This window comes from Moorena sp. SIO4E2, from assembly GCF_010671945.1.
In the GTDB taxonomy this organism is placed as follows: Bacteria; Cyanobacteriota; Cyanobacteriia; order Cyanobacteriales; family Coleofasciculaceae; genus Moorena; species Moorena producens.
In genome coordinates this window covers 30,159-44,684 of record NZ_JAAHIE010000016.1, presented here as the reverse complement: position 1 = coordinate 44,684, position 14,526 = coordinate 30,159, and the positions used below count along the sequence as shown (strand labels likewise).

Genomic DNA, 14,526 nt, shown 5'->3' with positions numbered 1-14,526 from the left:
ATACTTTTATACTATTCCTTAAACTTCTTCAAAACGGTACTCGCCGCTCTCCAACTTTTGAATTGCAGCGGACTTAATTTCAGGCGGGCATAAACGAAACACTTTCTTACCGGGATTCTCAAAGTTCCCTTGCGCTAAACTTTGCACCCCACCAGCTTTAAGAAAACAGAGCGCTTCCAGCAACAGTTCTCCGCACAGTCGGTTGATAGCAGCCAGTAGTTGTGGGTAAGTGGCTCTTGGCTGTAGATATAGCCTCTGTCTTGCAATTATCGGCCCGCTATCGACCCCTTCGTCGATGAAATGCACGGTAACGCCTTGGGGGAGATCGTGAACGATCGACCAAAGATAGGGATTATTCCCCCTAACAGTCGGCAAATATCCAGGATGCACATTAACAATACCCAGCTCGGGAATGCGTAGGATATTATTGTTGCGGATAATCCGGGTATCCCCCAGCACAATCAGATCTGGGCACAACGCTGTCAGTAGTTCTTCAGATTGTGCGTCGTTATGATTGGCAGTCTCGACACAGCGAACATTGCGTCCAGCGAGAATCTCTGGCAGGGATCGAGGCAATGGGGTTTCCGCTGCAATCTTTTGCAATTGCTTCTCAAGTTCCTGCCTACCTGCCGTAGCCAAATCGGAACACTCCTCAATCACGAGCGCAGGTTCCAATCCAGCCTGGATCAGGCGATCCAGCATGTAATTTCCTCTGGGGTGTCCCTTAAGATTTAGGTAAGCAAAGGTCATGGGATCTTTTTTGCGGTTTACTATGAATTGTCGCGCATCCGGATCGGCCTGGTAGGAGCCGTTCGGGAGATGCACTTCTGGACTACTAAGGGGAGGATTAAACACGCATATGATCCGCATATCCTTGCTGGCCCTGAGGTAATGCTCCTCATGTAGATTCAGAGCATACAGAGTACCGGGGGTGAGTTTATAAATATTTCCACTCTCAATAACTTCTATTTCACCTTCACCTTCCACACAATACAACGCCTCCACATGATTTTTAGACCAGATAGGTGTTTCTGTCTTGGCAAATATAATGGTGTCATGAAGAGAGAATCCCATTTGATCCTCTTTCAAGAGTAACTGCCGACTCACCCAGTTTTTATTCTCAGCAAATACCTCATGTTCGGTTCCGATAATCTCTTGCAAACGACGTAAGATCATGCTTGATCCTCTTGTGATTCAAACGATTGCTTAACTGATTTTTCAATAATATCGAGACCTTCAAGGAGCAACTCATCTTCAATGGTTAAAGGCGGAAGCAATTTTAGAACCTCATTGTACGGTCCGGCAGTCTCAATAATCAACCCCTGTTTAAATGCGTTTCTGGATACTTTGCGGCCAAAACCCTCTTCAGGAATTTTCAAGCCCTGGATTAATCCCTTCCCTCGAACTTCCATGTTCATCTCTTTGTATTGGTTGGCTATATTTTGCAGCCTATCTTGTACAACCTGGCTTTTTCTGATTACCGCATCTTTTAAACCGTCATCTTTCCAATAATTCAACAAGGATATCGATGCAACAAAAGCCAGGTTGTTACCCCGAAACGTTCCTGTATGCTCTCCCGGTTTCCACTGGTCATGTTCCGGCTTGATGAGCACCAAAGACATGGGAAGTCCACCACCGATCGATTTTGCCATCACTACAATATCTGGGCTGATTCCAGCATCTTCAAAACTGAAAAATGAGCCGCTTCTGCCGTTACCCACTTGGATATCATCTATGATCAGCAGAATGTCAAAGTCTATGCAGATCTGTTGAATCTCTTCCAGCCAATCCCTGCTGGCAACATTAACTCCACCCTCGGCCTGTATTGCTTCCAGGATGATGGCTGCAGGTATATCAATGCCACTGCTTGGATCCTCAAGCATTCTTCTTAAGAAAGAGGCTGTATTATGCTCAGGACCAAAATAGCTGTCATAGGGCATGAAGCTCACGTAGGCATCCTGTAAAGAGAAATTATTCCGATAGTATGAGTTGCTTGTAACACTCAGTGCGCCCTGAGTAAGGCCGTGGAATCCGTTGGTAAATGCGATAATGCCGCGCCGTTTTTTTACGGTTCGACTGAGTTTTAGAGCAGCCTCGATTGCGTTCGTCCCTGTGGGACCAGTGAACTGCACTCTGTATTCAAGATTCCGAGGAGTCAGAATTAAATCTGAAAATTGTTCGAGAAACTCTTTTTTAGCGCGGGTCTCTTTGTCCAAGCTCAGAAGGATGCCATCCTCTTGCAAGTAAGCAATTAAGGCCGCACTTACTTCCGGGGGATTATGTCCGTAGTTTAGGCTCCCAGCGCCTGCAAAAAAATCAATGTATCTTTTGCCTTCTTCACTGTAAAGCAAAGCATTCTTCGCCTTTTCAAAGACTGCGGGGAACGATCTGCTGTAAATGCGTACATTGGATTCGAGTTTTTCAAAAATACTCATACTATGACTAAGTATATATCATTTTCATTAAACGCCTGTAGTGAATTGGTTTCATAGTTCAAGCCACCATACAAGATAAACTTGATCGAGCTGATTACGAATTATAGCCCATAAATTGTAAGGTGCTGTGAGGAAAAAGCCAGATCTTTGCGAATCCCAACACCGAAAAAAATAGACCCAAAAAGATTAATAATGCTCCAGCAATATGGTTCAAAACAACCAAATATATTGGGTTTAATAGTTTTTTCACTAAGTACAGGACAAAAATCGAAGAGAGTAACGAAACTCACCATCAAACTGAGCTAAATTAAGAAACAGACGGCGAAGGTAATCAAACCCATGGCGAAAAAGACTCTTAGCTTTACGTCCATGGTTTTTGATGACAATCGGTTGGAATTGACATAGCCATTGACCAGTGCGAAAAGCCCAACACAAAGCAATAGTGAGCAAAGCAAACAAGCGACTCAAACGCTCAGGATCTTGTAAATGGGTATCTTCGAGGTTGAAACCACGACTCTTAAAAATGCCAAACAAAGTTTCGATACCCCAGCGGTGAGCGTAATCATTGAGTAGATTCGGAGGGCTTTTTGGAGGAGCTACCACCACCACTAAAGAATTATCTTCGAGACGAAGAGCCTCCACATCCACCCAATGACCCCACAAAAGGCGAGTGCTCAAGAGTCTTTGAGATTGACCAATCTGAAGATGGGCAAACACCACACGAGCTGGGAAGGTAGTGTGACCATCTCCCAAGCGTACGCTATGACGAATACGAACCCTGAAGGGCATCATGGGTTGTGAAAGCCAATAATCTAGCCACTGTTGTCCCACAAATTCTCGGTCAGCAGCAACATAAGCAATTTGGTGTTCACAAAACAGTTCAATAAACTCCTCACACAAGTCTATACGTTCAGCGGTGTGGGAGTTTCCTTTCTTGTCAAGCATCCACCACAACATGGGAAAGGCTACTCCGCGCCGGAACAATACCCAAGGTGAAAATATTGAAGGTTTGGTGACCAAATTGCCACTGGGTGCGGTAAGGGCTTAAAACCCAAGGCTCAGGGATTGCCATTATTGAGACGACTAGTTGAGCTAGACCATAGTAGTCTAGCTCAAAGTCTCGGAAGAATCTTTGTAGCCGTTTGTAGTTCGATGCTGTTTTTGCTGTACCCATAAACCCGGTGGCTAGTTCCGCAAAGTTTACAGTTTTGACCCGAAAAAGAGCAATCAGAAACAAAGCCAGGAAACTGAGTCGCGCTCCATGCCATTTCAGATCAGGTTTTAATGTTTGCACCAGCAAGTTAACCTGGTTCATAGGGGTTTCGTCGAAAATTGTGATTATTTCCATGAAACCCTTTTCCTCTCTATCTTTTCAAGTTTTTGTCCTGTACTTAGGTTTTTTCATCCTGGCGCTGGTAAGCTAGGAATGATGGAGTTTGGGTGAAGAACACACCAAAGGCACGCTTGGGCGGCATCTTCCATTGTATAGCGAGTGTTTTTGCCCGTTCGCAAGTCTGGCAGAGATTTCAGANGTTTGACTACTGTTTAACTAACCTTATATGTTTCAAATGTATTATTTCCTTTACCATAACCCCAAGAGGCGAAATAACACTTAACTTTTGAAGATTTACACAAATTCTCTATCCTATCATCAACTAAAACAGCCTGATTATAGTCTGAATGGTTATCTAAAAACTTTTCAATAAAATCTACTTTACCGCCATATTTTACAGAATGACTATAATCAAATACTTTTAGATCGGGTATTTTAATATTGAAATAGTTTTTTAAAATTAAAACATCATCCATATTTTTACGAGTTAGAATAAAATAATCTTTGGTGTTTTTTGGATTTGTCAGTGTTTTTCCATAATCTGTAAGACTATGTAACCCACACCACCAATTTAAATGATGATTTTGATAAAAATTTCTAATTTTTTTGAATTGTTTACTATAACTATCTACTTCTTTTTGATTTACATCTTTACGAATTTTGTGAAAGTCTTTTATAGTTTGATTTTCTAAGGCTTTAAATAAACAATATTCATCTGCATCTGAGTAAATAAGATGACAATTATTTTTATATAATTCTTTATGTTGATTATCATGAAGAGGTTTGTCGATACCATGATATGCAAGTACGCCAATGTGATACCATTCTTCAAGAGAATCTACGATTACCCCATCAAAATCTAAAAAAATAGCTTCCATTTTTTACTGCGAAAAAGACCTCTCCAAAACTATAAAAAATATGTGTGTAGCTCCAAAAATTAGGAGCTAGCATTTTAAATTTATATTCCCTGTTAATTCTTAAACAAGCCATGAAAACAATCCAGCAGACGGTCTAGATCACTCGGTTGGATATCGCCCATATTAGCTATCCGGAAAATCTGGTTTTTGAGTCCCCCCTGCCCCGCATAAATCACAAAACCGGATTCTTTGAGCGTGTCATGGATTTGGTCATAGCTGTAGCCTGGGGGCAATTTGAAAGAAGTCAGGACACAGCTATAATCCTGCACATCCAAGAGCGGTTTGATCTCGAGATTTTGCAGACTTTGCAAAATCTGCTGAGCACGCTCAGTGTAAGAGCTGTTTCTAGCCGACTGTCCCCCCATGTCCTCCATTTCCTTGAGAGCCTCCTGGAGCCCATAAGCCACCTGTACTGCTTGGGTAAAGGGCGAATAGCCCCTTGCCTGCTCTTGATGATAGCGATAGAGATCTAAGTAAACGGTCCCAGCGGCAGAGGGGCGAGTTTCGAAAATGGATCGCTTTACCAACACAAAGGATAGACCAGGCACACCATGCAAGCATTTATTGGCCGTTGCAGCACAGGCTTCTAAATTCCAAGGGGCAAACTCAATGGCCTCAGCCCCAAAACTGGAAACACTATCAAGTAGCAGTGCGACATTGTAGCGCTGACATAGTTGACCCAACTGAGCCACATCATTGAGCCGTCCAGTGGTGGTTTCGTGATGAACGGCAATCACATGGGTAATGGCTGAATCCTGGCTCAGGCAGGTTTCAACCTCTTTCAGGTTCATTGGCTCGTGCCAGGGAGCCTTGATCACCTCCAGGGACTTACCGTGAGCCTTGATCATTGCTGCCATGCGTTCACCATAGACCCCATTTGTTACCACTAAAGCCTTGCCATCCTGAGGCACAAGGGTTGATAGCATTGCCTCTACGGCACAAGTGCCGGAACCGGTAAGTAAAATCGCTTCATAGTCCTCAGCGGCTGCGGGATACACCTTGGCTAGGCGGGCTTTGATATCTAGGGTCAGCTCAGCAAACTCAGGTTCACGATGGCACAGGTCTGGCTGGAGTAAGGCACGGCGCACCCGCTCGCTTAGGGTAACAGGGCCAGGGTTGAGTAAGATGGTCCGGTTCATGTTGATGTAAAGCTTAGAGTTTGGCTGGATTGAGATCGAATCAAGGTGTGATTACGGCGATTTGATAAACTGCCGTAAACGTTGAGCAACTTCTAGGGGGGTAATGTGGGGCCGAGGTAATTTTTCAGGAATACCAGGCTTAATCTTGGCGTGAATGAACATTAATTCCTCGGATGGGTCTTGGGTCAAAGCTTTCACCTCTTCAGGGGTTGTGGCTACAGCAACTTGTTTGTAACCACAGGCTTTTGCGATCGCACCAAAATCAATGGAGGCCGACACCGTGGACTGTCCCCCTGTGGATTCATGGCGCTGATTGTCTAGGAGAATATGCCGCAAGTTGGGCGGACGTTCATAGCCAACGGTGGCTAACGCTCCTAGGCGCATCAAAGCGGCACCATCGCCATCGACCACAATCACCCGACGGTGGGGCTGAGCCAGGGCCATGCCCAGGCCGAGACTGGAGATACATCCCATGGAACCAACCATGTAAAGTTGATTAGCTTGGTCCTGAATGGCATACAATTCCCGACCGGTGTAGCCCGTAGTGGCCAACAGAATGTCTTCAGGCCCAGTTGCAGCTTGGATGGCTTGCAGCATGTCACGACGGGTGAAGGAGGGGTTCTGTGGAAGGGGGAGAGCCTCAGCAGGGGTGATCGAGAGGGGCTTGACGGTTAATTGAGAGCTTAACTGGCAAGATTCTACCGAACCCTTTTGCATCACCAGGGCATAGGGCGTCTGATGCTCCTGCATATGGGCAACTGCCCGGTCTAGAGTCGGCTCAACCTGGTCTATTTCCGTGGGAAAAGGTTCCCATGGCACCTGGATTAGATCTAGCAATTGGGGAGTAATGGCTCCCATCAGCTGGTGCTGGGGTTCGTCCGGTGCCCCACCGGGTTGTCCTCGCCAGGTCACAATCACCAAGATGGGAATTTTAAAGGTTTGATTCAGAGAAGTGAGGGGATTGACAGCGTTACCAAACCCCGAATTCTGAAACATGACCACACTGGGCACTCCAGCCAACTCGGCACCGGAGGCGATCGCCACGGCATCCCCTTCATTGGCAGCCCCCACATAGCGGAGATGATCAGAGTCAATCACAGTGTTAATAAAAGATTTGAGGTAGGAGCAGGGCACCCCTGTGTATAACCCAAACCCCTTTGCCTGAGCCGCTCGGATAAAGTCTTCGGATTTGATCATCTAGAAACTTCCAGCCTTGAACAGATCTTCGACTTGATCGATATCGAGCCAATGCCCTTTGATATAAAGCACATGTACCCGATGGCCATGGCTGATCAACCCATTAATCAGAGTTGGCATTCGTCCCTGTTGCCGCACCTGCTCTGACTGGAGCAGAGTATTAAGGGTATCCCGTAATTTCTGCTGCCCCTGTTGGGACACTTTCAGCAATCCGGTCCATATGCCACAGATTTCGCCCTCGGGCAGGTCAGGGGTGATTTGCTGTAGATAAACATGTTGATAAAATGCCTGAGTCGAGTCGGGTAGAGAACAGGCAACGTAATCGGGTCGGATCTGCTCGGCTTGGCGGTGCTGACTCGAATCTATAATGACCACAAAGTCATGATCAACCCCTGACAGCATTTGCAGAATGTACTTCTTGAACAGAACATCACCGTAGCCAATGATCCAATCCTGTCCATCCTGGGGCAACTCCTGCAAGCCTCGACTCAGGGAAACGAGTTCACCTGTGGTGTCATAGTCGTCGTTATCTACATAATCGAGGCCAGGTAAGTTGACAACTTCCTTTTTGTAGCCACGCACCACAGTGATGTCTTGAATACCGACATTGTGGTGCTCTTCCACAATCCGTGATAGCAGGGGTTGACCGTGCAGATCTACCATGCACTTGGGTTTATCTTTAGTGAACTCACCCAATTCAATCCCGCGCGAGGCGGCTAGCAGAATCGTGCGGATCCCAGCAGCAGCGTTCTGGGGTAAATAGCGCTGCTCCGCTTCCAGGTGTTCGGCAACCCCTTGAAGCCGGAAGATCTCAGACACAGGGACGATCTCGTCTTCAACATTCAGCAGGTTCTGCTCTAGCATTAACCTCTGAGCCACCTTTTGGGTCATGGTAACGGAAGCTCGGAGCAGGTGATTCGCCCAAATGGCGATAGAGAAGCCAGCATCCCTAAAGACTTCAGTCGGTGTTGCGTAGTACTTGGTCGGTACAATCACCACTGGCGAGCGATCGCCCCACTCCCGTTTGAAGGCCAACACTTCATCAGGCACATGCAAGGAGCTGTGGATCAAAATGCCATCCGCTCCGGCATCGTAATAGGCTTGGGCTCGCCTTAATGCTTCTGAGAGCCCCCAACCGGCAATAAACGCTTCTACCCGGGCAATCAGGACAAAGTCATCATCACTTTGGGCATCTTTAGCGGCCTTGATTTTGCCGCAGAACTCGTCCATGTCAGCCAGGGGCTGAGCTGTGCCCTTAATAAAGCTATTGGTTTTGGGGAAGAGTTTGTCCTCAATACAGACACCAGCGACACCACGCTGCTCTAATTTTTTGACCAAGCGTTGCACATTGTTAAAATTTCCGTAGCCCGTATCCCCATCCAGCAGAATTGGGATAGAAGTGGCATCGGACATGAACTCAACTACTTCCAAGACTTGAGTCCAACTTGCTTCGTTGTTATCACGCACACCCAACTGGGCAGAAATGCTGAGGCCACTGCCCCAAATGCCCTGAAAGCCTGCCTCTTCAGCAATCTTAGCGCTGATTCCATCATGGGCCTCTATCAGAAACTCTAACTGATTAGAGTTCAGCAGTGTTCTAAGTTGTGTTGTTTTTCTAGGTTGTGTTGTTTTTCTAGCTTGCGTTGCTTTTCTAGGTTCTGTCGTTTTTCTAAATTGTGCTGTTGTTTTCATGTGGCATCCTAAAATTGCAACAATGTTTAACCAAAGCGGTCTAGGGGATAGGCAAGATTTTCATCTTTGTTAAGGATCTCAATCGATCATGAGCCACTCAAAACACAGTTAACTCAGGATTAGCTCTCTAATCCCTGATGCTGCTGTCGGCTCATAGCCTTTCAGCACTACTTGACTAGCAGTGTTTAGAGACATGACAAGCTTACCTAGCTCCCAGCCCTTCCATGGTGGGGAAGAAATCAGGGGAGTTAGGGAAACCAGTGCAAAGGCTCAATAGCCTTATCTAACGACGTTTAACGAACCTTTAAACTAAATTTAAAATAATTTTAACCTTTTTTGTGCTCAATGAATATCGCTTCGGATCGTGATCAGGTCCTAGTGCGACATTCAAACGATGATTCCAAATCCTGCAAACCTTTAAAACGTCTTGCCCGTATCCTCTTTTGAGATACCTCTCGGCCTGGTTGGGTCCATAAATCTTAAAATTGTAGAATTGAAACTCTCGCAAAGGAAAGATCTCATCGAGATCTGGATACTGAGGATGTCCCCCTTCAGAGGGCAATCTCCTTTGGTCATAGATATAAATTTCAATCCCGTCAGTTATTTTGTAAAGATTTTTTTCGATCTTTCTAAAGTAGAAACCATGATCATTGAGGAGAGTTTCTAAAGTAAATAATTTCTGGAAATCTGCCTCTGTCATCTCAATATCAATGTCATCATCCCAGGGAATGACTCCTTCGTGTCGCAGAGCACCGATTAAAGTTCCTGAAATAGCCCAGTAAGGGATATGATGCTGTCTAAGGAGGGAATCAAGGAACTGGAAATCTTGGCGCAATTGCCAATGTATTGGTTTTAATTTCTCAGCCAAAGCAACCACCATGTCTGCGATTGTCCCTGTCATTTTTGACTCAATGCCCTTCTCGATGGCATAGTTGTAATCCGCGATCGCTTCAGCAAGTCCTTCTTGTTTTGTCAGCGCCTCGTGGGGTTGCGCTGATAACACATCTGACTCTAGCGCAAGGGCTTGCTGATACATGGTGGCTGCTTGTATCACTTGACGGGCACAGCGATCAATTTCTTCTAATCCCTGGGATGATATCTGAGCAGACAACAATAGGTACCACAGCTGCTCGTGAAATTCCTCGCAGTCCGGTTTAATCTTAATCGCTTTCAGGTAACAGGCAATTGATTCGACCCACTCACCTTGTTGGCAGTAGAGTTCTCCCAATTCTAAATAAAGTTGAGGATTATCTGGTTGTAGCTCAATGTTTTTCTGGGTGTTGGCGATTGCCTGTACTAGATCATCTGGTGAATTTCTTGACACTCCCCCTCCTATAACAACGCAGGGCTGTTTCATTGTCAATTTTTCGGTTCGCTAAAGCTCCCGAGTGGCAGCGGTTTCGCCCCTGTTTTTATATTATTAAAAATAGTATAAAAAAACGGCGATTTGCTTGACATTAACGGGCTTTGAGCCCCTCACCCAGGAATTTTAGCATCGAGCAATGTTACAGCCCTGCTATAACAAAGGGGATTCTTACTTGGCCGTAGGCCACGCTAAGCGAACAACGAGCTGTCTTGCCTATTCAGGTCTGAACCAGAAAAGGTAGAGGACAATTATCTATAAGCGTATTGGATCAGCGGATCCAGGTTTCGGTGTGCCGGAAACTAAACCATAGAATAGTGGAGCCTTAATCAAAAAGGTTAAAAATTTTTACACAAGCGCCGACTAACTATAAAGGCTCCACTATTTTTACGGTAACTTCTAACCCCACCGTACCTAAAATAGTTAACAAGTTTAAGTTAACAAGTTTAAGTTAACAAATTTAGATGAACATTTTTTTGATCAAAGACTTTCATAGATGTCCAAATCGTTAGACTTGATTGTGCAACATGATTATCTCAAAACATGTTTTTTACACTGTCTAATTATTCAATATCATGTTTATTTAGAACATTAATTATTCCTTTATATTAACACGGTGCTACCAAACTGTCAATACAAAGATGCTCCTTTGGAGCCTTCAGTTGCGAACAAAAAAAAAGCCCTCCTGTAAGGACGGGGCTTTAGACCCAAATTTTTTGGTAATCACTAATTAGGATTTTTTAGTGCATCGGTGCGGACAAACACGCTAGTAGTCTGCTTACCGCGCCTTACTTTTATTTCTAGAACCTTATTTACTCCACTATTTTCCACAAGGCGCTGTAGTTGTGTGGCATTAGTAACAGATGTTCCATCAATTTGAACAATTATGTCCCCACGACGCATACCAGCATCAGCAGCTGGTGTATCCGGCATTACTTGAATTACCAAGACACCATTGATTTCTGGTAATAGTAAAACAGAGTTGGGATCATTGTTGTTCTCTTGTGCTAGTTCCGGGGTTAGGGTTGTCATCCGAACACCGATATATGGATGGACAACTTTTTGCCCTTGGGCTAGTTTGTTGGAAATCTCTTTGACTTTGTTGATGGGAATAGCAAAACCAATTCCCATGGCATTAGCCCGAATAGCAGTGTTGATGCCAATAACTTCCCCTGTAGCATTCAACAACGGACCACCAGAGTTTCCAGGATTAATAGCAGCATCGGTTTGTATAAAGTCCAGTCGCTTGTCGGGAATACCTGCCTGAGCGCTGGAGCGTCCTATGGTGCTGACAATTCCCAAAGTCACTGTATTATCTAGCCCTAGGGGGTTACCAACAGCAATAGCCCAATCTCCAACCTGAACTTGACTCGAATCCCCTAGAGAGACAATCGGTAAGGAAGTACCGTTAATTTTGACAACAGCTAAGTCAGTGAATTCATCAACACCCTTGACTTGACCATTAAACTTGCGCCCATCCTTGAGGGTAACGGTTACTTTATCTGCACCTTCCACAACATGGGCATTAGTCAGTAGGATGCCACTGTTGTCAATGATAAAGCCAGAGCCTTGACCTTGTAAACGTCTTTCTTGGGGAATTTGGGCTGAAAAGTCATCACCGAAAAAGCGCCGGAAGAAGGGGTCATCAAACAAGGGATCGACGCGCCTGGAAACTGTGCGCTCGGTGTCAATACGCACCACTGCTGCTCCAACCCGATTCACCGCTGCTGTTACAAAACTGCTATTACTAGCTTGCTGTGGACTTAGCAGTTGTTGGGCGATCAGTGGCGGAGTTACTGAGTCTGTGCTGGGTACAGGAGCAGCCTTGGAGGGAGATACACGATAAACGCCAACTGTCAATAAGACTCCAAGTAAAATAGCCAAGAGATAGTTACTAATTGAGCGAAGCCAAATCGAAAATTTAGTTGATGACATAGTATTATCGTATTCTTCTGGTTAATTTTGGGGAATACTATTGCTAAGCCAATCCCACGACCTAAAACCCATGGGATTTACTTGGCTTTGGCTAGTGGTTAGTAGTCAGTTGTTGCTGACCCTTAGTGTTAACCCCTAACTCAAGTTTACCTTCCCTGATATTCCTCCCACCCAGAGCCAGGAGTGGGTTTCGAGGCAGATTTGTAGGATTGTGGATTAGTTGCTACAAGCATCTAATCGCTATTTTGAGAGTTATTACTATGACGTTAGTAGTACCTGGGCGAGTTCCAGACGGTGCGACCCTAGGAGGCGCGCACCGAGAGTGAGAGAGGTTGACCTCAAGGGGTGATCAGCCCTTGAGACCCGAAGAAGTTAAGCTTAATAATTATCAATAATGATATACCCAGGAAGTTGGTTAACCTTGGACTAATAAAACTAATAAAACCGCTATGATCTCGAAAGATAGAGAATATGCCCTGACTCAAGAACTGAATCACAACCATAGTGAACATACCCATGGTCACGTCCATGATGAAGAATCTCTGAGGCGAATTATCAATCGCCTGTCTCGAATCGAGGGGCATATTCGAGGGATTAAGACTATGGTGCAAGAAAGTCGCCCCTGTCCTGATGTTTTGGTACAGATTGCTGCAGTTCGAGGGGCTTTGGATAAAGTGGCACGAATTATCCTAGATGAACATTTAAGCGAGTGTATCGGTCGTGCCGCTGAGCAGGGCAACATTGAGGTAGAAATTGAGGAGTTGAAAGCCGCTTTAGATCAATTTTTACGTTAGGAGTCAGAGGCTTTATGCTGTTCTACAAACTGACGTAGCCTCAGCAAACTTAAGGTTTGACCCCAATTCAAGGGTAACAAAGACACCCCTTCTAGGCGAGATTGTACCCAACCATCTCCCCAATACCATTCATGATAACCATCAATTCCCTGGCTCAAGAGCAGTCTTAAACAGTTCGGCTGAACAAGCTCAACTTTGTGTTGTACTGCTACTGGCCCGATGGAAGAAGTAAAGGTCAATCCTAAATCTAGCTGTTCGGGTAACTCGGAAGATAAATTCTCCGGCCACAACCACTGGTGCAGTTGCGCGGTATAGAGCAGACTATCCCGGATAACATTTTGTGGTGCTTCGACTTCAATCCTCAGATGACTTTTTTGAAAGATTCCTAGCATTTTGGTTAGATCGTCCTTACTCGTAGGAAATATTTGTAATTATTGTGAATGAACCAATGGGATAAATCCCGTCTGTTGTTTTAATGCCTCGGCTAAAAGGAGAGGGCAAGCAAGGGACTCGATACTTTCTCAATACTTTGTAAAATAAACATTAATTATATTAAGAAGTGTAAGAGTTTTCTATGGCTGACCAGTTAATTCGCGCCACAGCAGCTTCAGGGGGTATTCGCGCAGTTGGTGTGATTACTACACGCCTGACGGAAGAAGCTAGACAACGTCACCAACTCTCTTATGTGGCAACGGCTGCCCTAGGTCGTACCATGTCTGCAGGTCTTCTGCTGGCTTCTAGTATGAAGCGAGCAGAGTCGAGGGTCAATATTCGGATCAATGGCAATGGTCCACTGGGTGGAATTATGGTGGATGCAGGATTAGATGGTAAAGTTCGAGGTTATGTAGACAACCCAGAGGTGGAACTGCCACCAAATAAGAAGGGCAAATTAGATGTGGGTGGTGCTGTTGGTAAGGATGGTTTCCTATACGTGGTTAGGGATGTGGGTTATGGCTATCCCTATTCGAGTACAGTAGAGTTGGTTTCTGGTGAAATAGGTGATGACATCGCTCACTATCTGCTAAATTCGGAACAAACCCCATCAGCGCTGGTGGTTGGTGTATTCGTAGGTGCTCAAGGGGTCACTGCGGCTGGGGGTATTTTAATCCAAGTTATGCCTAAGGCAGCAACGGATGAGGCATTAGTTCAAACTTTGGAATCTCGCATTACCAAACTATCAGGTTTTACACCACTGCTCCAAGCTAACCAGACCTTACCAGAGATTTTTGAACAGTTGCTGGGGGATATGGAGCTAGAGATTTTTCCAGAAACCCAGATGCTGCATTTTAACTGTGGTTGCTCCTTTGACCGGATGTTGGGGGCTCTGAAAATGCTGGGAAAAGAGGAACTTCAGGATATGATAGAAAAAGACGGTGGCGCTGAGGCAACTTGTCATTTTTGCTCAGAGGTCTATCATGCCAATCCCGATCAACTATCTCAATTGATAAAAGAATTGTAAACTCAGTAGCTACTGGACTTCCTACTGTAACTGGAAGATTAGAATCCTGACTTGTAAAGGATTGCAAGAAATATGGATCAGCATATAAACTCAACCAGAATTATAAGAACACTACTATAAGATAGGGTGTAGACTCTATATGTGTAAGGTGGGTAAAATCTCAACAACTGAGGTTGCTGTAAACAACCTGCTGTCTTCCGGTGTAGGGAGTGTGGAAGTGAATTATGACCAGAAATAGAGAATTTCCAGACCGTTGGCCAAC

Annotated in this window: 11 protein-coding genes and 2 pseudogenes; 2 read left to right on the top strand and 11 right to left on the bottom strand. The window is 45.1% G+C overall.

The genetic code is table 11. The features are described from left to right. Positions 1–18: 18 nt before the first annotated feature. The 10 genes and pseudogenes from F6K37_RS03370 to F6K37_RS03330 all read right to left on the bottom strand — a co-directional run bounded on the left by F6K37_RS03370 (position 19) and on the right by F6K37_RS03330 (position 12,011). Positions 19–825: a formyltransferase family protein gene (locus F6K37_RS03370; RefSeq protein ID WP_502887725.1), complete on the bottom strand. Its 807-nt coding sequence runs from the start codon at positions 823–825 to the stop codon at positions 19–21. Next, positions 802–1,176, bottom strand: a pseudogene (locus tag F6K37_RS45335) (ectoine synthase); the annotation flags it as partial. The gene F6K37_RS03370 and the pseudogene F6K37_RS45335, both read right to left, overlap by 24 nt. Beyond that, entirely contained in the window at positions 1,173–2,435 is a 1,263-nt protein-coding gene (gene ectB / locus F6K37_RS03365) for a diaminobutyrate--2-oxoglutarate transaminase (RefSeq protein ID WP_287248141.1), read from the bottom strand. The gene ectB and the pseudogene F6K37_RS45335, both read right to left, overlap by 4 nt. Positions 2,436–2,684: 249 nt before the next feature. Then, positions 2,685–3,750 (bottom strand): annotated as a pseudogene (locus tag F6K37_RS03360) (IS4 family transposase). Positions 3,751–3,980: 230 nt separating this feature from the next. After that, the gene (locus F6K37_RS03355; RefSeq protein ID WP_287248139.1) at positions 3,981–4,646 is read right to left on the bottom strand and encodes an HAD family hydrolase; all 666 of its coding nucleotides are present in this window, start codon (positions 4,644–4,646) and stop codon (positions 3,981–3,983) included. A 92-nt stretch (positions 4,647–4,738) separates the two neighbouring features. After that, on the bottom strand, positions 4,739–5,824 hold the full coding sequence (locus F6K37_RS03350; protein ID WP_071104512.1) for a 2-aminoethylphosphonate aminotransferase: 1,086 nt from the start codon (positions 5,822–5,824) through the stop codon (positions 4,739–4,741). A gap of 51 nt (positions 5,825–5,875) precedes the next feature. Continuing rightward, positions 5,876–7,021, bottom strand: a complete 1,146-nt coding sequence (aepY, locus tag F6K37_RS03345) for a phosphonopyruvate decarboxylase (protein ID WP_287248135.1) — start codon at positions 7,019–7,021, stop codon at positions 5,876–5,878. Then, on the bottom strand, positions 7,022–8,713 hold the full coding sequence (gene aepX, locus F6K37_RS03340) for a phosphoenolpyruvate mutase (RefSeq protein ID WP_287248133.1): 1,692 nt from the start codon (positions 8,711–8,713) through the stop codon (positions 7,022–7,024). 304 nt (positions 8,714–9,017) lie between these two features. Then, positions 9,018–10,037 (bottom strand): LicD family protein, encoded by a 1,020-nt coding sequence (locus F6K37_RS03335; RefSeq protein WP_287248132.1) that lies wholly within the window; start codon positions 10,035–10,037, stop codon positions 9,018–9,020. A gap of 765 nt (positions 10,038–10,802) precedes the next feature. Beyond that, positions 10,803–12,011, bottom strand: coding sequence for an HhoA/HhoB/HtrA family serine endopeptidase (locus F6K37_RS03330; RefSeq protein ID WP_287248130.1), 1,209 nt, complete (start codon positions 12,009–12,011; stop codon positions 10,803–10,805). A 449-nt stretch (positions 12,012–12,460) separates the two neighbouring features. On the opposite strand from F6K37_RS03330, the gene F6K37_RS03325 reads away from it, so the two are divergent. Next, positions 12,461–12,805, top strand: a complete 345-nt coding sequence (locus F6K37_RS03325) for a metal-sensing transcriptional repressor (protein ID WP_008177474.1) — start codon at positions 12,461–12,463, stop codon at positions 12,803–12,805. Here the strand turns inward: F6K37_RS03325 and F6K37_RS03320 are convergent. Then, positions 12,802–13,197: a hypothetical protein gene (locus F6K37_RS03320; protein WP_287248127.1), complete on the bottom strand. Its 396-nt coding sequence runs from the start codon at positions 13,195–13,197 to the stop codon at positions 12,802–12,804. The two genes, F6K37_RS03325 and F6K37_RS03320, sit on opposite strands and share 4 nt — an antisense overlap. Before the next feature lie 182 nt (positions 13,198–13,379). Here F6K37_RS03320 and hslO point away from each other — a divergent pair, with 182 nt between their 5' ends. Further along, positions 13,380–14,264, top strand: coding sequence for an Hsp33 family molecular chaperone HslO (hslO, locus tag F6K37_RS03315; protein ID WP_287248125.1), 885 nt, complete (start codon positions 13,380–13,382; stop codon positions 14,262–14,264). The last annotated feature ends 262 nt before the right edge of the window (positions 14,265–14,526 follow it).